This is a genomic window from Staphylococcus sp. MSU001 (assembly GCF_052976705.1).
Map to the genome: position 1 here is coordinate 1 of NZ_JBRIKK010000009.1, position 21,550 is coordinate 21,550.

17 protein-coding genes and 2 pseudogenes are annotated in these 21,550 nt (G+C 32.0%); 17 read left to right on the forward strand and 2 right to left on the reverse strand.

The annotated features are described in order from the left end of the window. Positions 1–87 precede the first annotated feature (87 nt). The 10 genes from ACVBFA_RS05560 (at position 88) to rplS (ending at position 10,229) form a co-directional block, all read left to right on the forward strand. A complete protein-coding gene (locus ACVBFA_RS05560) occupies positions 88–321 on the forward strand; it encodes an acyl carrier protein (protein ID WP_001830184.1) in 234 nt (77 codons plus the stop codon). Positions 322–435: 114 nt separating this feature from the next. Beyond that, positions 436–1,173: a ribonuclease III gene (gene rnc, locus ACVBFA_RS05565; RefSeq protein ID WP_002446271.1), complete on the forward strand. Its 738-nt coding sequence runs from the start codon at positions 436–438 to the stop codon at positions 1,171–1,173. Between the two features lie 126 nt (positions 1,174–1,299). Further along, positions 1,300–4,869, forward strand: coding sequence for a chromosome segregation protein SMC (smc, locus tag ACVBFA_RS05570; protein ID WP_070592390.1), 3,570 nt, complete (start codon positions 1,300–1,302; stop codon positions 4,867–4,869). Next, positions 4,866–6,092 carry a signal recognition particle-docking protein FtsY gene (gene ftsY / locus ACVBFA_RS05575; protein WP_002496451.1) on the forward strand — a complete coding sequence of 409 codons (1,227 nt, stop codon included), beginning with the start codon at positions 4,866–4,868 and terminating at the stop codon, positions 6,090–6,092. Before smc ends, ftsY begins: the two co-directional genes overlap by 4 nt. 1 nt (position 6,093) lies before the next feature. Further along, the gene (locus ACVBFA_RS05580) at positions 6,094–6,426 is read left to right on the forward strand and encodes a putative DNA-binding protein (RefSeq protein ID WP_002457379.1); all 333 of its coding nucleotides are present in this window, start codon (positions 6,094–6,096) and stop codon (positions 6,424–6,426) included. Positions 6,427–6,456: 30 nt separating this feature from the next. Then, complete coding sequence (gene ffh / locus ACVBFA_RS05585; protein ID WP_002446275.1) at positions 6,457–7,824, forward strand: signal recognition particle protein; 1,368 nt, start codon at positions 6,457–6,459, stop codon at positions 7,822–7,824. Positions 7,825–8,130: 306 nt separating this feature from the next. Next, positions 8,131–8,406 carry a 30S ribosomal protein S16 gene (gene rpsP, locus ACVBFA_RS05590; RefSeq protein ID WP_002439483.1) on the forward strand — a complete coding sequence of 92 codons (276 nt, stop codon included), beginning with the start codon at positions 8,131–8,133 and terminating at the stop codon, positions 8,404–8,406. Between the two features lie 126 nt (positions 8,407–8,532). Further along, positions 8,533–9,036, forward strand: coding sequence for a ribosome maturation factor RimM (gene rimM, locus ACVBFA_RS05595; protein WP_002446276.1), 504 nt, complete (start codon positions 8,533–8,535; stop codon positions 9,034–9,036). Beyond that, positions 9,036–9,773, forward strand: a complete 738-nt coding sequence (gene trmD / locus ACVBFA_RS05600) for a tRNA (guanosine(37)-N1)-methyltransferase TrmD (protein WP_002446277.1) — start codon at positions 9,036–9,038, stop codon at positions 9,771–9,773. Before rimM ends, trmD begins: the two co-directional genes overlap by 1 nt. Before the next feature lie 105 nt (positions 9,774–9,878). Beyond that, complete coding sequence (gene rplS, locus ACVBFA_RS05605) at positions 9,879–10,229, forward strand: 50S ribosomal protein L19 (RefSeq protein WP_002436293.1); 351 nt, start codon at positions 9,879–9,881, stop codon at positions 10,227–10,229. 176 nt (positions 10,230–10,405) lie between these two features. Here the strand turns inward: rplS and ACVBFA_RS05610 are convergent, their stop codons facing one another. Both ACVBFA_RS05610 and ACVBFA_RS05615 read right to left on the reverse strand, forming a co-directional pair. Next, entirely contained in the window at positions 10,406–13,009 is a 2,604-nt protein-coding gene (locus tag ACVBFA_RS05610) for a YfhO family protein (protein ID WP_126122456.1), read from the reverse strand. Then, entirely contained in the window at positions 13,002–15,602 is a 2,601-nt protein-coding gene (locus tag ACVBFA_RS05615; protein ID WP_447158794.1) for a YfhO family protein, read from the reverse strand. Before ACVBFA_RS05615 ends, ACVBFA_RS05610 begins: the two co-directional genes overlap by 8 nt. A 327-nt stretch (positions 15,603–15,929) precedes the next feature. Here ACVBFA_RS05615 and ylqF point away from each other — a divergent pair, with 327 nt between their 5' ends. The 7 genes and pseudogenes from ylqF (at position 15,930) to dprA (ending at position 21,435) form a co-directional block, all read left to right on the forward strand. Continuing rightward, entirely contained in the window at positions 15,930–16,793 is an 864-nt protein-coding gene (gene ylqF, locus ACVBFA_RS05620) for a ribosome biogenesis GTPase YlqF (RefSeq protein WP_002491374.1), read from the forward strand. Between the two features lie 4 nt (positions 16,794–16,797). Then, a complete protein-coding gene (locus ACVBFA_RS05625; protein ID WP_002489955.1) occupies positions 16,798–17,568 on the forward strand; it encodes a ribonuclease HII in 771 nt (256 codons plus the stop codon). Positions 17,569–17,675: 107 nt separating this feature from the next. Continuing rightward, positions 17,676–18,842 (forward strand): ADP-forming succinate--CoA ligase subunit beta, encoded by a 1,167-nt coding sequence (sucC, locus tag ACVBFA_RS05630; protein ID WP_002439496.1) that lies wholly within the window; start codon positions 17,676–17,678, stop codon positions 18,840–18,842. A 21-nt stretch (positions 18,843–18,863) separates the two neighbouring features. Further along, positions 18,864–19,772, forward strand: coding sequence for a succinate--CoA ligase subunit alpha (gene sucD / locus ACVBFA_RS05635; RefSeq protein WP_002446283.1), 909 nt, complete (start codon positions 18,864–18,866; stop codon positions 19,770–19,772). 196 nt (positions 19,773–19,968) lie between these two features. Continuing rightward, a pseudogene (locus tag ACVBFA_RS05640) lies at positions 19,969–20,080 on the forward strand (IS200/IS605 family transposase); the annotation flags it as partial. Between the two features lie 57 nt (positions 20,081–20,137). Continuing rightward, positions 20,138–20,238, forward strand: a pseudogene (locus tag ACVBFA_RS05645) (IS200/IS605 family transposase); the annotation flags it as partial. 324 nt (positions 20,239–20,562) lie between these two features. Continuing rightward, positions 20,563–21,435, forward strand: coding sequence for a DNA-processing protein DprA (dprA, locus tag ACVBFA_RS05650; RefSeq protein ID WP_126122454.1), 873 nt, complete (start codon positions 20,563–20,565; stop codon positions 21,433–21,435). Positions 21,436–21,550 lie beyond the last annotated feature (115 nt).

The following is a 21,550-nucleotide window of genomic DNA, read 5'->3' on the forward strand; positions in this document are numbered from 1 at the left end:
TTTCTAAAATTCTACTTGTATTTTAGAAAGTAAAATGGGAAAATAAAATAGTCTATCAAAAGACTCTTTAAAAGGAGGTGAAGCGACGTGGAAAACTTCGATAAAGTAAAAGACATCATCGTTGATCGTTTAGGCGTAGATGCTGACAAGGTAACTGAAGACGCATCATTCAAAGATGATTTAGGCGCTGACTCACTTGATATCGCTGAATTAGTAATGGAATTAGAAGACGAATTTGGTACTGAAATTCCTGATGAAGAAGCAGAAAAAATCAACACTGTTGGTGATGCTGTTAAATACATCAATAGCCTTGAAAAATAAAATGATTAATATCTGAGTCGTCTTCTCGTCGGCTCAGATTTTTTCTTTAGTTTTAGTCTGTTTTCACGTAAAATTAAATTAAGCTTTTAAACTTTATAGTTAGGAGGTTAGGTTGTGGCTAACCAGAAAAAGAAAGAAATGGTACATGATTTTCAACAAAAATTTACTGATAAAATGAAGTCGTTAGGATTACATTTTAAAAATATTGATTTATATCAACAAGCTTTCTCTCATTCAAGTTTTATTAATGACTTTAATATGAATCGTTTAGAACATAACGAACGTTTAGAATTTTTAGGTGATGCGGTATTAGAATTGACGGTTTCACGCTATCTTTTTGACAGACATCCTCATTTACCAGAAGGTAATTTGACAAAGATGCGCGCAACAATTGTTTGTGAACCTTCACTTGTGATATTTGCGAATAAAATTAAATTAAACGAACTGATTTTATTAGGTAAAGGTGAAGAGAAGACAGGAGGCAGAACAAGACCTTCCCTTATTTCAGATGCTTTTGAAGCTTTTGTAGGTGCACTATATTTAGATCAAGGTTTAGACACAGTATGGACATTTGCTGAAAAAGTTATCTTTCCGTATGTAGAAGATGACGAGCTCGTTGGTGTCGTAGACTTTAAAACACAATTTCAAGAATATGTGCATAGCCAAAATAAAGGAGATGTGACATACCAATTAATTAAAGAAGAGGGTCCCGCACATCATAGACTATTTACATCGGAAGTGATTTTAGAAAATAAAGCAGTTGCAGAGGGTAAAGGAAAGACAAAGAAGGAATCCGAACAAAAGGCAGCAGAACAAGCGTATAAACTAATGAAAAATAAAAAATCATTATAATTATAAAAATATGATAATCTATGATTGATCATCATATAAAGCTTCAATCTATATTGATAATTTTGAATAATTGTTAATATAGCCCCAAGCTTATCAACTCAACACGACTGTGATAAGGAGAATACAATGGTTTATTTAAAATCAATTGATGCCATAGGATTTAAATCTTTTGCCGACCATACCAATGTTCAATTTGATAAAGGTGTGACAGCTATTGTTGGTCCTAATGGAAGTGGTAAAAGTAATATTACTGATGCAATTAAATGGGTACTAGGTGAACAATCTGCCAAATCACTACGTGGTGCTAAAATGGAAGATATCATTTTTTCAGGTGCTGAACATAGAAAAGCTCAAAATTTTGCTGAAGTAAAACTTAAATTAGATAATCATTCACAAAAATTACAAATTGATTCTGAGGAATTAGTTGTCACACGCCGTCTCTATCGAAGTGGTGAGAGTGAATATTATTTAAATAATGATCGTGCACGGTTAAAGGATATTATAGATTTATTTCTCGATTCAGGACTTGGAAAGGAAGCATTTAGTATTATTTCTCAAGGACGAGTAGATGAAATATTGAATGCAAAACCAATCAATCGTCGACAAATTATTGAAGAATCTGCTGGAGTACTTAAATATAAAAAGCGTAAAGCTGAATCGATTCAAAAACTTGACCATACTGAAGATAATCTTAATCGGGTCGAAGATATCTTATATGATTTAGAGGGACGAGTGGAACCGTTAAAAGAAGAGGCGGCCATTGCTAAAGAATATAAGCAATTATCTAAAGAAATGGAGCAAAGTGATGTCATCGTTACAGTATCTGACATTGATCATTATACCGAAGATAATCAACGATTAGATGAGCGTTTAAATCACCTAAAGAGTCAACAGGCTGAGAAAGAAGGTCAACAAGCTCAAATCAATCAGTTACTACAACGATATAAAGGTAAACGCCAACAAAACGATTATGACATTGAAAAGTTAAATTATGAATTAGTTAAAGCAACTGAGAATTATGAGCAATTATCAGGTAAGCTAAATGTATTAGAAGAACGAAAGAAAAACCAATCAGAAACAAATGCAAGATATGAGGAAGAATTAGATAATTTAGAATCACAAATTGATTCTATTAAAAATGAAAAAGCTCAAAATGAAAAATTATTAGCCGATTTGAAAAATAAGCAAAAGCAATTAAACAAGGAAGTTCAAGAATTAGAGTCACTTCTTTATGTATCTGATGAACAACACGACGAAAAACTGGAAGAAATTAAAAATAGTTATTATACATTGATGTCAGAACAATCAGATGTTAATAATGATATAAGATTTTTAGAACATACAATCAATGAAAATGAAGCAAAAAAATCACGATTAGATTCGCGTTTAGTAGAGGCTTTCAATCAACTTAAGGACATTCAACAAAATATTACTCAAACAAACAAGGCATATCAAAGTTCTAAGAAATCTATGCAAAAAGTAGAACAAAATATTCAACAATTAGAACGACAGTTGACAGATTCTAAAAGACTTCTTTCTGAATATGAAAATAAACTATATCAAGCCTATCGTTATAATGAAAAGTTAAAATCAAGAATTGATAGTTTAGCTACTCAAGAGGAAGATTACACGTATTTCTTTAATGGTGTAAAGCACATTTTGAAAGCAAAAGATAAAGAACTAAGAGGGATTCATGGTGCGGTTGCAGAAGTAATTAACGTTCCTTCAGAAATGACGCAAGCAATTGAAACAGCCTTAGGTGCATCGTTACAGCACGTTATTGTTGATAATGAAAAAGACGGTCGTCAAGCAATCCAGTACTTGAAGCAAAGAGGTCTAGGTCGTGCTACTTTTTTACCATTAAACGTGATTCAACCAAGACATGTAGCTGCTGAGATTAAAGATGTAGCTCGTAGTTCACAAGGATTTATTAATATTGCATCTGATGCTATAAATGTATCTGCTAAATATCAAAACATCATTGAAAATTTATTAGGTAATACCATCATTGTAGAAAATTTAAAACATGCAAATGAACTTGCACGTGCCATTCGATATCGGACAAGAATAGTAACTTTAGAAGGTGATGTTGTAAATCCGGGTGGTTCCATGACAGGAGGAGGAGCACGTAAAACAAAAAGTATATTGTCACAAAAAGATGAATTATCAACAATGCGAAATCAACTTGAAGATTATCAACGACAAACAGCAGAATTTGAACGTCAGTTTAAAGAACAAAAAACACAAGCTGAACAATTAAGTGAACAATATTTTAGTGCAAGTCAGCAGTACAACAATTTAAAAGAACAAGTACATCATCACGAATTAGAACTAGATAGACTAAAAACACAAGAAGCACATCTTAAAAATGAACATGAAGAGTTCGAATTTGAAAAAAATGATGGATATCAAAGTGATAAAAGTAAAGAAACTTTAAAAGAAAAGCAAAATCATTTAACTGAGATACAACAACAATTGAAGCAACTAGAAAATGATATTGAAAGATATACACAATTATCAAAAGAGGGAAAAGCTTCGACACATCAAACACAACAGCAACTACATCAAAAACAATCTGATTTAGCTGTTGTTAAAGAGAGAATTAAATCGCAAAAGCAAGTACACGAACGTTTAGATAAACAACTTAGCGATTCAGAACGTCAAAAACTTGAAGTAAATGAAAAAATCAAATTGTTTAATTCAGATGAAATGATGGGTGAAGATGCTTTTGAAAAGTTGAAAGAGCAAATTCAGCAACAAGAAAATGTAAGACAAAATTTAAATCAACAACTTAGTGAGATTAAACAGCAACGTAAAGATTTTAATGAGAAAATCGAAATGAATGAAGGTCAGCTTCAAAAATGTCATCAAGATATACTTTCTATAGAAAATCATTATCAAGATATTAAAGCAAAACAATCAAAGCTAGATGTATTAATTAATCATGCAATAGATCATTTAAATGACACGTATCAACTCACAGTAGAACGTGCAAGAATGGAATATGATTCTGATGAAACTATTGACAATTTGCGTAAAAAAGTAAAATTAACGAAGATGTCGATCGATGAATTAGGTCCTGTAAATTTAAATGCAATAGAACAATTTGAAGAGTTGAATGAGCGATACACATTTTTAAATGAGCAACGAACAGATTTAAGAGAAGCAAAAGAAACCTTAGAACAAATCATTCATGAAATGGATAAAGAAGTAGAAGGACGTTTTAAAACAACATTTCATGCAGTTCAAGATCATTTTACGACAGTGTTTAAGCAATTATTTGGTGGTGGACAAGCAGAACTTCGTTTAACTGAAGATGACTATTTGTCTGCTGGCGTTGATATCATCGTGCAACCGCCAGGAAAGAAATTACAACATCTTTCATTATTAAGCGGTGGTGAACGTGCTTTAAGTGCTATAGCGCTATTGTTCGCCATTCTCAAAGTTCGATCAGCACCTTTTGTTATACTAGATGAAGTAGAAGCGGCATTAGATGAAGCTAATGTGATACGATATGCTCAATATTTAAATGAATTATCTACGGAAACACAATTCATTGTAATTACACACCGGAAGGGAACGATGGAGTTTTCTGATCGTTTATATGGTGTAACAATGCAAGAGTCTGGTGTTTCTAAGTTAGTTAGCGTCAACCTAAATACAATAGATGAGGTTATGAAGGAGGAACAAGCATGAGTTTTTTTAAACGTCTGAAAGATAAATTTTCTAGTAAAAATGAAGATGATATTCAAAAAGACCTGGATGAATCTGTAGATTCAAATGTTAACAGTGATTCAGATTCAATGGATCCGAATGATTCTGATGAACAAGTTAAACCCAAAAAGAAACCTAAAAAATTAAGTGAAGCTGATTTTGACGAAGATGGCTTGATATCGATTGAAGATTTTGAAGAAATAGAAGCTCAAAAAATTGGAGCAAAATTCAAGGCCGGTTTGGAAAAATCACGTCAAAACTTCCAAGAACAGTTAAATAATTTAATTGCTCGATATAGAAAAGTTGACGAAGATTTCTTCGAAGCTCTGGAAGAAATGCTTATTACTGCGGACGTTGGTTTTAATACTGTTATGAAATTAACTGATGAGCTACGTACAGAAGCACAAAGACGTAATATACAAGAAACAGAAGACTTAAGAGAGGTTATAGTTGAGAAGATTGTAGAAATCTATCATCAAGAGGACGATCATTCTGAAGCAATGAATATTGAAGATGGACGTTTAAATGTCATACTGATGGTTGGTGTGAATGGTGTCGGCAAAACAACAACAATTGGTAAATTAGCTTATCGTTATCAACAAGAAGGTAAAAAAGTAATGTTAGCTGCTGGTGATACTTTTAGAGCTGGAGCAATTCAACAATTAAACGTCTGGGGAGAACGTGTTGGCGTTGAAGTTGTGAGTCAAAACGAAGGTTCTGACCCTGCAGCAGTAGTATATGATGCGATTAATGCAGCAAAAAATAAAGACGTAGATATTTTAATTTGTGACACTGCAGGACGCTTGCAAAATAAATCTAATTTAATGCAAGAGTTAGATAAAATGAAACGTGTGATTAATCGAGCAATACCTGATGCCCCCCATGAAGCTTTATTATGCTTAGATGCAACAACTGGTCAAAATGCACTTTCACAAGCACGTTCATTTAAGGAAGTTACAAATGTCTCAGGTATAGTTTTAACTAAATTAGACGGTACTGCTAAAGGGGGTATTGTATTAGCAATTCGAAATGAGTTACACATTCCAGTTAAATATGTTGGTTTAGGTGAAAAAATGGATGACTTACAACCGTTTAATCCTGAAAGCTATGTATATGGATTATTTGCTGATATGATAGAACAAAATGAAGATATTCCTGAAGAAATCTCTAGAAATTCATCCGTTGAATCTGAAGAAGGTAACTAAAATGGGACAAAATGATTTAGTTAAAACATTGCGTATGAATTATCTATTTGATTTTTATCAAAGTTTGCTTACAAATAAACAGAAAAATTATCTCGAATTATTTTATTTACAAGATTATTCTTTAAGTGAAATTGCTGATACATTTGAAGTGAGTAGACAAGCAGTTTATGATAATATAAGAAGAACTGGCGATTTAGTAGAAGATTATGAATCAAAATTACGACTATACCAAAGATTCGAGAAACGTCGTGAATTATATAACTTAATGAAACAATCACTTAATCAACCTGAGTTGCTTAAACAATATATCACTCAATTAGAAGAATTAGAGTAGTGATCATTATAATAAAGGAGGGCAAACGTTATGGCATTTGAAGGATTATCCGATCGCTTACAAGCCACGATGCAAAAAATGCGTGGTAAAGGGAAAGTAACAGAAGCAGACATTAAAACGATGATGCGTGAAGTGAGATTAGCGTTATTGGAAGCCGATGTTAACTTCAAAGTTGTTAAGGAATTTGTTAAGACTGTTTCAGAACGTGCGCTAGGTTCTGATGTCATGCAATCTTTAACACCTGGCCAACAGGTTATTAAAATCGTACAAGAAGAACTTACTAGCTTAATGGGTGGAGAAAATACATCCATTAAGATGGCAAACAAACCACCAACTGTTGTTATGATGGTAGGCTTACAAGGTGCAGGTAAAACGACGACAGCAGGTAAGTTGGCATTATTAATGCGTAAAAAATATAACAAGAAACCTTTACTTGTGGCAGGAGATATTTATCGTCCAGCTGCTATTGATCAATTACAAACAGTAGGTAAACAAATTGATATCCCTGTGTATAGTGAAGGTGATCAAGTATCACCACAACAAATTGTTGAAAATGCTTTAAAACATGCTAAAGAAGAACATCTAGATTTCGTTATCATTGATACAGCTGGTCGTTTGCATATTGATGAAACACTTATGAATGAGCTTCAAGAAGTTAAAGAAATTTCTAAACCAGATGAAATTATGCTTGTTGTTGATGCAATGACAGGTCAAGATGCTGTGAATGTGGCACAATCATTTGATGAACAATTAGATGTTTCAGGTGTAACATTGACTAAATTAGATGGTGATACACGTGGTGGTGCAGCACTTTCAATCCGTTCCGTTACCCAAAAACCTATTAAATTTGTAGGTATGAGTGAGAAATTGGATGGTTTAGAATTATTCCACCCTGAACGAATGGCTTCGCGTATTTTAGGTATGGGTGATGTTTTAAGTCTCATTGAAAAAGCGCAACAAGATGTAGATCAAGAAAAGGCTAAAGATCTAGAGAAGAAGATGCGAGAGTCATCATTTACATTAGATGATTTCTTAGAACAGTTAGATCAAGTTAAGAATTTAGGTCCTTTAGATGATATAATGAAAATGATTCCTGGTATGAATAAAATGAAAGGTTTAGATAAGCTTAATATGAGTGATAAACAAATTGATCATATTAAAGCGATTATACAATCTATGACACCTAAAGAGCGTTCAAACCCTGAAACATTAAATGTATCGCGTAAAAAACGTATTGCAAAAGGATCCGGCCGATCTTTACAAGAAGTTAATCGACTAATGAAACAATTTAATGATATGAAGAAAATGATGAAACAATTTACTGGTGGCGGTAAAGGTAAAAAAGCTAAACGAAACCAAATGCAAAATATGTTAAAGGGTATGAACTTACCGTTTTAATTTATGAAATCAAGCATCGAAACTTGAGAGTGTCTTCGATGCTTGATTTTTTTGAACCTTAATAAGGATTGTTAACAAAATTAACAGAAACGCTTGATCTAAAGCACATGCATAACCAAAAGTACGATTTACTTCGTAAAAGAGCAGTGGAACGCTTGAGCTAAAGCTCATGCATAACCAAAAGTACGATTTACTTCGTAAATCTACTTTTGGTAAAGAAAAAAGTCTTTACAAAAATTTGTGTAACTGTTATTATTTATTCTTGTAGAAAATAAAATAATAAACACATAAAGGAGAGTAATTTAAATGGCAGTTAAAATTCGTTTAACTCGTTTAGGTTCTAAAAGAAACCCATTCTATCGTATCGTAGTTGCAGATGCACGTTCACCGCGTGATGGTCGTATCATTGAGCAATTAGGTACTTACAATCCAGCACACGTTAATGCACCAGAAGTTAAAATCGACGAAGAATTAGCTTTAAAATGGTTACACGACGGTGCTAAACCAACTGATACAGTTCACAATATCTTATCTAGAGAAGGTATTTTGAAAAAATTTGATGAACAAAAGAATGCTAAATAATTAGCTCATGTTTTTGTGGGACGCCAATATGGCGTCCTTTTTTAATCATATTTATTTGTTACATACATACGTGTTAATATATATTTGATTCAGTTTAATAAACTTTATTTAGAAGGAGGGTCATATATGGAAGTAGAGGTTGGACAAATAGTCAATACCCATGGTATTAAAGGGGAAGTAAAGGTGAAATCCAACTCTGATTTTACTGAAACACGATTTCAACCTGGTGAACAATTACTTGTAAAACATAATAATACTGAAATTGTTTATACGGTCGATTCTTATCGTATACATAAAGGGTTTCACATGTTAAGGTTTGAAGGAATCAACAACATAAATGATATTGAACATTTGAAAGGTGATTATATTTATCAAGAACGTGATCACCAAGATATAGAATTAGGAGAGCATGAATATTATTATTCGGATATAATTGGTTGTACAGTTTTTAAAGATGATGATACGCCAATTGGCCGGGTGATTAATATTTTTGAAACAGGTGCTAATGACGTTTGGATTGTGAAAGGTGAAAAAGAGTATCTCATTCCTTATATTGAAGATGTTGTGAAGGATATTGATATAGAAAATAAAACGATTAAAATTACACCGATGGAAGGATTGTTAGATTAATGAAGATAGATTATTTAACGCTATTTCCTGAAATGTTTGAAGGTGTTTTAAACCACTCAATACTAAAACGTGCGCAAGATAAGGGAATCATCAATGTTAATACTATCAATTTCCGAGATTATTCTATTAATAAGCATAATCAAGTTGATGATTACCCATTTGGTGGTGGCCAAGGTATGGTATTAAAGCCTGAACCTGTTTTTAATGCTATGGAAGACATAAATCGTAATGAACATACTCGAGTGATACTTATGTGTCCACAAGGCCGTCCCTTTACTCAAGAGATTGCACAAGAATTAAGTGAAGCAAAACATATTGTCTTTATTTGCGGACACTATGAAGGATATGATGAGCGCATACGTAAGCATCTTGTAACTGACGAAATATCAATGGGTGATTATGTCCTAACTGGTGGAGAGTTACCAGCAATGACGATGACGGATGCAATAGTGAGGCTTATTCCAGGCGTCTTAGGTAATCAAGCATCACATCAAGATGATTCATTTTCAGATGGATTGTTAGAATTTCCTCAATATACACGTCCTCGTGAATATAAAAATATGAGCGTACCTGAAGTATTATTATCTGGCAATCATGCGCACATTGATCAGTGGAGACATGAGCAAAAGCTCATTCGTACTTATGAAAAGCGACCAGATTTATTAGAACAATATCCATTAACTGAAAAAGATAGAGAAATTTTAGAAACCTATAAAAAGAAATTGAAAAATGATTAACGTTATGCTATTATAATTCAAGTGTGAAAAACCACTAATAATCACTATGATCCGCTGCTATACTTTTGTCTAGGCAAGAACATAGGTTGAAGGAGAGAATTTATAATGAGTAATCATAAGTTAATCGAAGCAGTAACTAAATCACAATTACGTACTGATTTACCTACTTTCCGTTCAGGAGACACTTTACGTGTACACGTAAGAATCGTTGAAGGTTCTCGCGAACGTATCCAAGTTTTCGAAGGTGTTGTAATTAAACGCCGTGGTGGAGGAATTTCAGAAACTTTCACAGTTCGTAAAATTTCTTCTGGTGTAGGTGTGGAAAGAACTTTCCCATTACACACGCCTAAAATCGAAAAAATTGAAGTTAAACGTCGTGGTAAAGTACGTCGTGCTAAATTATATTACCTACGTAGTTTACGTGGTAAAGCTGCTAGAATTCAAGAAATTCGCTAATCAGTATATTCGACAATTTATAAAAGGCCAGTCTATAAGCACTATAGTTGGCAATTTCAACATATTGCTTAAGATGTGCCACAATGAAAAAGCTTTCAAACTTCTGTTTTATCAGAGTTTGAAAGCTTTTTTATTTTATTAAAACTATTTAGTTATGAAAATCATTAATAATTAATTTATTTTCTTTTTACGTAATGAGTGAAAAGAATGCTCAAAATGATTCCAATACAACTGACAGTGATTAATAAATAAAAATAAGGAGGGGTATAACTTAATTTTATCTTTGTTTGTCCCTCTTTTACAGGAATAGTAGTCATAATACCGTTTCCTTGTTGAACCTTTAGAGGCTTTCCATTTGCCATTGCATGCATTCCTTTAGCATATACCATTGGCAAGACGAGATAACCGTGTTCCTTTTTCTTTTTAATAATTGTGAAACCATTTCTTTCTTTTTTTACTTTAACTGGCTGGAGCTGTTGAGAAGCTTTTTTTAATGTTTGATAGTTTTCACCATAAATTCCTTTTACTTTAAAACGATAAACTCCTTTTGACATCTTGATGTTAAGTTGATTTGAAGCTTTAACACGCATCGTCACTGGCGAAACAAAACGACGATATTTGTATGATAAACGGTTTCTTTCTTGTGAATATTCATTAACTCCTACTTTATGTTCTTTGTCAGGAGATAGTAATTCAACATCCATTTCAATATACATATCTTTATAATTTTTAACTATATTGCGTGGTAAATTGAGAGTGACGCCACCATTATTCTGTTTAACTTTTAAATGTTTACTATCAATCCAATTCGCATGATTTAAGTTTTGTTTTGCATTAGAAAGTAAATTAGTATTAGGTTTAAAATCAGTATTGGCTTGGGATTTATGATTCATTACGACACCTTTAAGCATAGCTTGCTCTCTATCAAGGGGAGATTTTAGTGTTTTTGGATCATAAATTTTATTAGTAACGTGTGCACTAGGATAATTTATTGTATTAACAGAATGAATCCATTGATCTTTTTTATCAGTTATAAGTTCTTTCTTTTTAAAACCATAAGGCATATTTAAATCATCAGGATGTCGTAATCGATCTTGAACATCCCAAAGAGACATTAAGTTTGCACGATTATTTAAATATCGATAAGTACTATTTTTATCTACAGGCATATTAATTTGTAACGTCTTGTCATAGTATTTCAATATATCTCCATCGAAAATACTAGAATACAATGATGTTCCGTTGTAGTGATATATCATAGGTGAGTTTAATGCATAGTATGAAAAATAATCTAATCTTTTCAATGGATTTGTAGAGCTTTGATGCATATACTTAATTTTTTTATTTAGGACAGGACTTCTATAGCTTGAATCATTAATTGTTTTGATAGTCGTTTGATAAGGTTCGATAGTAATTTTTCTAGAATCATTAGTCATTAAGACTTGTTGAGCTAAAAATAAGACAACGAGTAATACCATCATTGAAGTACGGGTTAACAACGATTTATATTTAATAAATATAAACAACACTATGATTAAAATCAATGCAACAAACATCCACTTTACTGATCTTTCAGACAGTGTGATAAATACGAAACCGTATATGAATACTGGTATAGCAACAAAGGTATATTCTTTAATTGATATTTCACTTAAATGTTGTATAAACAATGCAATTAATACACTTGTTGATAATGCTAAGAAGTAAACCCAACGTCTTTGGGGCAATGAAAAGCCGTTAAATGCACTATCAAACCATTGAAAAAAAGAACCGATGAGTAAGATCCAAGTTGCAATTGCGAACAATTTATAATAATAGTGTTGATATAATTTAAAACAAAATAATGCAATGATAGCAATAAAAGAAATTGTAATGTAAAAGCCATTAGCAAAAATATTATAATTGGTTTCAAATAAATTTGTGAAAAAAGTAATTTTGAAATTAGGATTTTGCGCTCGGTCATTATCTAAAAAAGAAGATACACCAGTATATAGTCCGTAAATACTTACTAATACACTTAACAAAGTGGCACATACGAGTATGTAAAATTTCTGCCAACGATTCACGATATCTGTCTCATGAGGAATAGCGACTCGATAAATAAAATAGAAACCAATGACAATTGCTTCATAGTAACTAAAATAAAAGTTTGAGAATAACGTATAAGCAATCGCGAAAATAAACCATCCTATTTTACGTTCTTTAAAGAATCTTTCTATAGCCCAAATTGACATAGGTAACATAATTAAAAGATTTCCGTAAAATGACCAAGTAAAATTATAATATGTAACAACAGTAGACATACCATATAATATAGTTGCTATAAACATTGGTGCAGGTTTAAGTCGCAAATAATTAAATAAATAAAATGAAAAAATAAATGTGATTACAGTGCGCACATATGCCATGATTAATTGGTTTATTGGCCAAAAGCTGATGTCATGAGGATTCACATTGATAGTTTGTTCCAATATCCATATCATGGAGAAGTTAATCCACATCAATGGAGAGAGTGAATAATAATATGCCAGTGATTTTACATAGTCGCCTCCCAACCCAAATGAAGCATCATAAAACCCTTTTAATGATGTAAAGTGTTCATAAAGATACATTTGAAAAGGCATCATTTGTCTGAAGCCATCTCCACTACCACTAAATACAATACCTTTAGTTATAAATTGATAGAGAAAAGGGCCATATAGAATAAATGACAATATGCAACTAAGTAAAACGATTAGTGTAAAACGTTTCATAGGTTTATTCCATATATTTTTAATCATGGCGAGTCCTCATCTTTCTTTTCCTTATATCCTTTAATCTAATGAATACAATACTCAACACTATACTAAATATTGAGATAGAAAACATCGTTTTTAGAAAAGGTGGTCGATATTGAATCACAATTGTTTTATCATTTTTGTTAACTGGGACACCTGTCATCATATAATTTACCTTTTTGATATTGACTTGTCGGTCATCCACGTATGCACGCATACCTTTACGATACGGAATATTAATAACTGCAAGTCCCTTAGAATGATGATCTAAGTTAACTTTTACCCCGTTTTTTATATCTTTATAACACATATTAAAGTTAGCATGATGGTGTGCTTGTTTTAGCGTATCATAATTTTCACCGTTTAATTCTAACAGTTCCAAATTGAACTTACCATTTGGTGATAATTGAATCGTAATGTCACCATTTTTGTCTGGTAAACATCGATAAAGCACCTTGCTTATTCCCGTGCGATATATAGAATCGTTGTATAGACGATGATTATGATATTGATTGATGCTCACTGTGTAATTACTGTCAGGTTCACCTCGTTCAATATTCATAGTGAGATAAAAATCTTTGTATTTGTCTCTTATATTTTTAGGTAAATGTAATTTGATTATTCCGCTCTCTTTATTAACGATTAGTTCATTGTTTGAATATCGTGTTATATTTTGTGTTGACACACGTGTTTGGTCTAATAAATTTTTAACTTTTGAGTGGTATGATTCACCTTTGGATGTCACAATAGCACCATTAATCATTGCATGCTCCCTATCTATAGGCTTTTTTAAACTTTTATGATTATAAATGTTTTGTGTTACTTTTACACTTGGTAGTAGAAGTTGATTTTTATAAATAATATATTGTCCGCGTGACTTAACTTTTTTAAAATAAGATGGAATAAAATTTTGATAGTCTTTCATCATTAAATATTTTACTGAAAACAGACTCTCGATATTTTGGCGAGCATTCGTAGACTGGTATCGACTGACAGATTCTTCAGCTAAATTAATTTTTAACGCATCGTAATAGAAATCGAGAATATTGTGATGAAATATACTAGAGTAAATACTAAGTCCTTTAAAATTTTGATACATAGGGGTATTATCTTGTTCATCGACACGCCAATTTATTCGTTGATCGTCATTCTTAGTTTGTTTCATTTCTTTTACTAAAGATCTTTGCATAGCCGAGCTATATAAACTTGAATTAATGTATCGCTTGTTCGCACGATTAATATGATCTTGAAAGAAAATTTGATTTTTTATGAATACGAAAGTAATCATAAGGCTGAGAGCAGCGATCGAAATACTATAAATGTGAGTAAGATAATAACGTACTTTTTTCTCTTTTATTAATAAAATTAATAGCCCAATCACTGACACAACTGGAACTAAAGAGATCCAAGGTAAAAAAGTATGGTAACTAATTGAACTTATGTAGATGACACTTTGAGCTATCAGATTAGTATATATATAGGTCTTTGGACGAATTGTTTTAAAATACTTTACAAATAACCCAATTAAAATTGAACTATTAAAGGCTAAGATAAAATGCCATCGTTTTTGAGGTGCTGAAAACCCATTAAATAGTTGGTCAACAAATGGGAGAAATGCAAAAATAATTGTTGCCAATAATAACAATGCAAATAATTTATAATAAAAATGTTTATATAATTTGATTGTCAAAAGAGCTTGAATAGATAAAAATAACACAACAATCAAGTAATTATCGAAAAATATATTAGTGTCTTTACTTAAATGTTCAATCCATTTTACTTGTCCTGTAAATGATTGTCGACGATTATTAAGAAAACTTTGAACACCATGAAAGAACACAAACATACTATTTCCTAAAGCGAGTAGCGCACTACATATAATTGTAAGAGAAGCTTGCCAACGAGTTAAACTATCTTTAGGATGTCTGTAAATAATTCTAATCAAGGTATAACCTATACCAATAATGAGGAAATAATATGCAAAATAAAAGTTATTAATTAGAATTAGACTTACAGTTAGTATAAATAAACCTACTTTAAAATCCCTTAATAAACGTTCAATCCCTAATAATAAGAGTGGTAACCAAATGAAAGTATCACTAAAGAATGGCCAGTAAATTGTAAATCTAAAGTACAAAGGTGACATAACAAAAATAAATGAAATCAATAAACTGATTATTTTATTTTTAGAAATATAATAACTAAATAAATAAGTGCAAAACAGAGCAATAGTTGCCTTAATAATTGAAACAATTAGCGCATTGTACATCCAAAGAAGAATTTGATTAGTGTTCAATGAAAAGAATATTTCACATAATTTGATGATAGGGACATTTAAAATAAATATTAAATTTGTTGAAAAATAATAACTTAAGTCAGTGAAAAAATCTCCACCAAGACCCAAATGTGTTGAATAAAATAAGTTTCCTTGAGTCCATTGATGATAAAGATACATTTGAATAGGAATCATCTGTTCCATACCATCATTTGGGCCAGTTGAAAGAATACCATCATGATGGAAACGAAAAATAATATAACTATGACCAATTAATGATAATGTAATTAATAATATAATGAAACATGCTTTTCTTCTCATTTATTTCTCCTAAAACGCATCATATTGAGCTGAAAATTTTTTAGTTTAGTCAAATTGTAGGTTATTGTGGCAATGAATGAAAGTATTAGTGGCATTATTTAAATCTATTTACATTAAATTTAATGTAATTTAATAAAGTTAATTGATTTTAATAGTTTTGAATAAGTTTACAAATGGTCATCGTAGATTTGTTATGAATTGAAGAATGGTTTTTATCCCAAATGATGCACATGTTAAACTTAAAGTGGTTGGGTTAGCTATTATAAAGTATAATTATGAAGTTATAGATAAAAGTTTAAGAAAATAATAAGAATAGGATGATGACTCATGGCGATACAATGGTATCCAGGTCATATGGCTAAAGCCAAAAGACAAGTTAGTGAACAACTGAAAAAGGTAGATGTAGTTTTTGAACTCGTCGATGCACGTATTCCATACAGTTCGAGAAACCCTATGATTGATGATGTCATTAAACAAAAACCTCGAGTAGTAATTTTAAATAAAAAAGATATGACGAATTTAAAAGAATTAGAAAAGTGGGAAACTTATTTTAAAGATGAAGGTTTTTATCCGGTGGCTGTAGATGCAAAACATGGCAAGAATCTTAAAAATGTTGAAGTTGAAGCTATAAAAGCAACTCAAGAAAAATTTGATCGTGAAAAAGCTAAAGGTTTAAAACCTAGAGCGATAAGAGCTATGATTCTAGGCATTCCTAATGTTGGAAAATCAACACTAATAAATAAGTTAGCAAAACGTAGTATCGCCGAAACTGGAAATAAACCAGGAGTAACAAAACAGCAACAATGGATTAAAGTTGGGAAGTCTCTTCAATTACTTGATACACCAGGTATTTTATGGCCTAAATTCGAAGATGAAGAGGTCGGTAAAAAATTAAGTTTAACTGGTGCAATTAAGGATAGTATTGTGCATTTAGATGAGGTAGCTATTTATGGTTTGAATTTTATGATTAAGCATGATGTTTCCGCTTTAAAGAAACATTATAATATTGATACACATGAAGACGCTGAGATACTCGATTGGTTTGATGCGATTGGAAGAAGAAGAGGATTGTTACAAAAAGGAAATGAAGTAGATTATGAATCTGTCATTGAGTTGATTATCAATGATATGAGAAATGCCAAAATTGGAACTTATTGTTTTGATATTTTAAAAGAAATGAAGAGTGAATGATAGTATGTCTCTAACAATTAAAGAAATTAAAGAAAAACTATCTCAAATTGAAACGTTGGAAGAGTTACATAAACATGAAGCAAATAATGATTCACGTAAAGGTGTTATAAATGCGATTAAGTCTAGGGAAAAAAATATTCTTAAGCAACAAGCATTAGAAGAGCACTATTTATCCATGAATCAATACGAAAACAATATTATGTCATCTAATAGGGATGCATTAATTTGTGGAATTGATGAGGTAGGGCGTGGGCCCTTGGCTGGACCAGTTGTGGCTTGTGCAGTCATCTTAGAGAAGAATCATCATTATATTGGTTTAGATGACTCTAAAAAAGTATCTCCCAAAAATAGAGCACGACTTAATCAAAATTTAAAAGAAAATGTCTATCAATATGCATATGGCATAGCGTCCTCAGTTGAAATAGATGAATTGAACATTTATCGGGCAACTCAATTAGCAATGCTACGTGCTATAAATCACTTAGATGTTACACCTACGCATTTATTAATAGACGCAATGACACTAGATATTGATATCCCACAAACTTCAATTATTAAAGGTGATGCTAAAAGTGTATCTATCGCAGCAGCAAGTATCATGGCTAAAGAATATCGTGATCAATATATGAGACAACTATCTAAACAGTTTCCAGACTATGGTTTTGATAAAAATGCTGGCTATGGAACTAAGCAACATTTAGAGGCTATTGATCGAGTGGGCTTTATCAATGAACATCGTCAATCATTTGAACCGATTAAATCAATGATGAAATAATTTGAATTTTGCTTAAATTGCAATAAATACTGTCAATCAGTTTACAATAGCGCTTACATTTTTTATAATTAAAGGGCAACTTAACCTAAGAAACAGGAGGATGGAAGATGAATATCCACGAGTATCAAGGGAAAGAAATATTTCGTTCAATGGGCGTTGCAGTTCCAGAGGGACGAGTAGCATTTACTGCTGAAGAAGCAGTGGAAAAAGCGAAAGAATTAAATTCAGACGTATATGTGGTTAAAGCGCAAATTCACGCTGGGGGTAGAGGTAAAGCAGGCGGCGTGAAAATTGCTAAATCATTATCTGAAGTCGAAACATACGCAAATGAACTGCTAGGTAAACAATTGGTCACACATCAAACTGGGCCAGAGGGCAAAGAGGTTAAACGTTTATATATTGAAGAAGGATGCGATATCCAAAAAGAATATTATGTTGGTTTTGTTATTGATCGTGCTACTGATAAAGTGACTTTGATGGCATCAGAAGAAGGTGGAACTGAAATTGAAGAGGTTGCAGCTCAAACACCTGAAAAGATTTTCAAAGAAACAATTGATCCAGTAGTAGGATTATCACCTTACCAAGCGCGACGTATCGCTTTTAATATTAACATTCCAAAAGAATCAGTTGGAAAAGCAACTAAATTTTTACTCGCACTATATAATGTCTTTATCGAAAAAGATTGTTCTATTGTTGAAATCAACCCACTTGTTACAACTGGAGACGGTCAAGTATTGGCTTTAGATGCTAAATTAAATTTTGATGATAATGCATTATTTAGACATAAAGATATTTTAGAATTACGAGATTTAGAAGAAGAAGATCCTAAGGAAATAGAAGCTTCTAAATATGATTTATCATACATCGCTTTAGATGGAGATATTGGTTGTATGGTTAATGGCGCAGGTTTAGCCATGGCAACAATGGATACAATTAATCATTTTGGTGGAAATCCAGCTAACTTCTTAGATGTAGGTGGCGGTGCTACAAAAGAAAAGGTAACTGAAGCATTTAAAATTATTTTAGGTGATGACAATGTTAAAGGTATCTTTGTAAATATTTTTGGTGGAATTATGAAATGTGATGTTATTGCCGAAGGTATTGTAGCAGCGGTTAAAGAAGTTGAACTAACATTACCATTAGTTGTTCGTTTAGAAGGAACTAATGTAGAACGTGGTAAAGCAATATTAAACGAATCAGGTTTAGCTATTGAGCCAGCGGCAACTATGGCTGAAGGTGCTCAAAAAATTGTTAAACTTGTTAAAGAAGCATAAGGAAAGGATGGGAGCACTAAGATGAGTGTATTTATTGATAAAAATACGAAAGTAATGGTACAAGGTATCACAGGGTCTACTGCCCTTTTCCATACAAAACAAATGCTTGATTATGGGACACAAATTGTCGCAGGGGTAACGCCTGGTAAAGGTGGACAAGTTGTAGAAGGTGTTCCAGTATATAACACTGTTGAAGAAGCTAAAAATGAAACAGGAGCTAATGTATCTGTTGTATACGTACCAGCACCATTCGCTGCTGATTCAATTATTGAAGCAGCTGATGCCGATTTAGACATGGTTATTTGTATTACTGAACATATACCTGTTGTTGATATGGTTAAAGTAAAAAGATATTTACAAGGTCGTAAAACACGTTTAGTCGGACCAAACTGTCCTGGTGTGATAACTGCCGATGAGTGTAAAATTGGTATTATGCCGGGATATATCCATAAAAAAGGTCATGTCGGTGTCGTGTCTCGTTCTGGTACATTAACGTATGAGGCAGTGCATCAATTAACTGAAGAAGGTATCGGTCAAACAACTGCTGTAGGTATCGGCGGTGATCCAGTAAATGGGACTAACTTTATTGATGTTTTAAAGGCATTCAATGAAGATTCTGAAACTAAAGCCGTAGTAATGATTGGAGAAATTGGTGGTACTGCAGAAGAAGAAGCGGCACAATGGATTAAAGAAAATATGAACAAACCTGTAGTAGGTTTTATCGGCGGTCAGACAGCGCCTCCAGGTAAACGTATGGGTCATGCTGGAGCTATTATTTCAGGAGGTAAGGGTACAGCATCTGAAAAGATTAAAACATTAAACGATTGTGGTGTTGAAACTGCAGATACACCTTCTGAAATAGGAACAACCCTTATTGATGCAGCTAAAAAAGCAGGCATTTATGAAGAGTTATTAACTATTAAAAAATAATATATATTAGTATTGATTTCAACGAACCTTGAACATTAAACCTTGTTCAGGTTCGTTGTTTTTTTGTATAAAGAACACCATACGTTATGCGTATGATTCACAAAAGTTTTACCTTTATCTAAAAAAAGCATCTCTACATGCTAGAATATACATCGGTCAGCCAACCAAAATATTCAACACGAAGAGGTGCTTTTTAATGTCATCCGACACAAACAGTTTAGCACATACATAATGAAATTGTAAGTAGCACATTGTTTTTGAGCCCAGATATAGTAGGCTAGTGATATATGGAAAAGAAATAAGGGATAGGAAATCCCTTGTGTCAATGATGTGAGTGGAAAATTGTAAAATAATTGAAGCAAAGATATATACATATGTTGGTAAGTATTCCATCCCATATAGGTGTATCATCATTTGTTGAATACTTAAATAGAAGAATAGTTTAATTTTTGATAGATATTTCAATTGAAAATATAAATATGGGAACAGAAAATTCTAGTGCAGAGAATTTGGTGAGGAACCAGGTAGGTTGATTTAAATAAAAATCAAAATAACGGATTAAGTATCAGTATGGTTTTATTTTAAAAATTAGTTATCTTTTTTGATACATTGATACATATAATAGTAGAAACATGAAATTCGACAATTTTACATTATACTATGACACGTTAAACCCTTATCATTAAATTACTCCTTACAAATACATGATATTTAAAAATTAAATGTCTTTAAACAGTAAACTAAAAAATTTGGATTTGAAGGTATAATATAAACAAAGGAGTAATGATAATTGATACAACATACGATGTTAAAACTATATTGGGCAAATTTCACTACAGCACAACTTCATCATCTTACACGTAAATATCCCGGCTTTCTATCAGAAAACGTATTTCATCAACATGACATGATAAAAAGGTGGCTTACAGAGCGTAATTCTGAAAGACTATGGAACAAATATGAACGTTTCAAAAAATTAAAGCTGATGGACATTATTAAAGAAATGAAAAAAGCAAATGTTAGTTTTACGACATACTTCGATGATAACTACCCTTCTCTTTGCAAAGAAATGTATGATTATCCTTATGTGATATTCTACAAAGGAAATCCACAGTTCTTTAATCATTCTCACTCTCTAGCTGTAATTGGCTCACGTAATGCCACACAATATACAAGTCAATCTTTAAACTATCTTTTTCCTTCATTTAGACAATTAAATATGGCGATTGTTTCTGGATTAGCGCGTGGCGCAGATAGTGTAGCACATCAAACCGCACTTAAATACTTTTTACCAACTATTGGCGTACTTGGATTTGGACATTGTTATCATTATCCTAAAGCAACCTTAAATTTAAGAACTAAAGTTGAAAGAAATGGCTTAGTGATAAGTGAATATCCACCATTTTCTCCCATAAATAAGTATAAATTTCCTGAAAGAAACAGACTTATAAGTGGTCTGTCTAGAGGGGTTCTTATAACTGAGGCTGAAGAAAGAAGTGGTAGTCAAATTACTATTGATTGTGCTTTAGAGCAAAATAGAAATGTTTATGTTCTACCTGGTTCAATGTTCAACAAAATGACTAAAGGTAATTTACGAAGGATAAATGAAGGTGCTCAAGTTGTTATAGATGAAAGTAGTATCTTAATTGATTATCTATTTTAGTAAATGATAGATTTACTTTCTGAATTAATTATTTATATCCTTTAATTTAGTTAAAGTTTAATGAATCAAAAATAATAACAATTCTTACAAAATTGGAAATTAAAAATTAAAACGT

What these genes read in the sequence shown, in the direction of transcription:
- ftsY (WP_002496451.1), top strand. Translation starts at nt 4,866, where the DNA reads ATGAGTTTTTTTAAACGTCTGAAAGATAAATTTTCTAGTAAAAATGAA.
- trmD (WP_002446277.1), top strand. Translation starts at nt 9,036, where the DNA reads ATGAAGATAGATTATTTAACGCTATTTCCTGAAATGTTTGAAGGTGTT.
- ylqF (WP_002491374.1), top strand. Translation starts at nt 15,930, where the DNA reads ATGGCGATACAATGGTATCCAGGTCATATGGCTAAAGCCAAAAGACAA.
- sucD (WP_002446283.1), top strand. Translation starts at nt 18,864, where the DNA reads ATGAGTGTATTTATTGATAAAAATACGAAAGTAATGGTACAAGGTATC.
- smc (WP_070592390.1), top strand. Translation starts at nt 1,300, where the DNA reads ATGGTTTATTTAAAATCAATTGATGCCATAGGATTTAAATCTTTTGCC.
- ACVBFA_RS05610 (WP_126122456.1), bottom strand. Translation starts at nt 13,009, where the DNA reads ATGATTAAAAATATATGGAATAAACCTATGAAACGTTTTACACTAATC.
- ACVBFA_RS05615 (WP_447158794.1), bottom strand. Translation starts at nt 15,602, where the DNA reads ATGAGAAGAAAAGCATGTTTCATTATATTATTAATTACATTATCATTA.
- rimM (WP_002446276.1), top strand. Translation starts at nt 8,533, where the DNA reads ATGGAAGTAGAGGTTGGACAAATAGTCAATACCCATGGTATTAAAGGG.
- rpsP (WP_002439483.1), top strand. Translation starts at nt 8,131, where the DNA reads ATGGCAGTTAAAATTCGTTTAACTCGTTTAGGTTCTAAAAGAAACCCA.
- rplS (WP_002436293.1), top strand. Translation starts at nt 9,879, where the DNA reads ATGAGTAATCATAAGTTAATCGAAGCAGTAACTAAATCACAATTACGT.
- ACVBFA_RS05580 (WP_002457379.1), top strand. Translation starts at nt 6,094, where the DNA reads ATGGGACAAAATGATTTAGTTAAAACATTGCGTATGAATTATCTATTT.
- sucC (WP_002439496.1), top strand. Translation starts at nt 17,676, where the DNA reads ATGAATATCCACGAGTATCAAGGGAAAGAAATATTTCGTTCAATGGGC.
- ffh (WP_002446275.1), top strand. Translation starts at nt 6,457, where the DNA reads ATGGCATTTGAAGGATTATCCGATCGCTTACAAGCCACGATGCAAAAA.
- ACVBFA_RS05625 (WP_002489955.1), top strand. Translation starts at nt 16,798, where the DNA reads ATGTCTCTAACAATTAAAGAAATTAAAGAAAAACTATCTCAAATTGAA.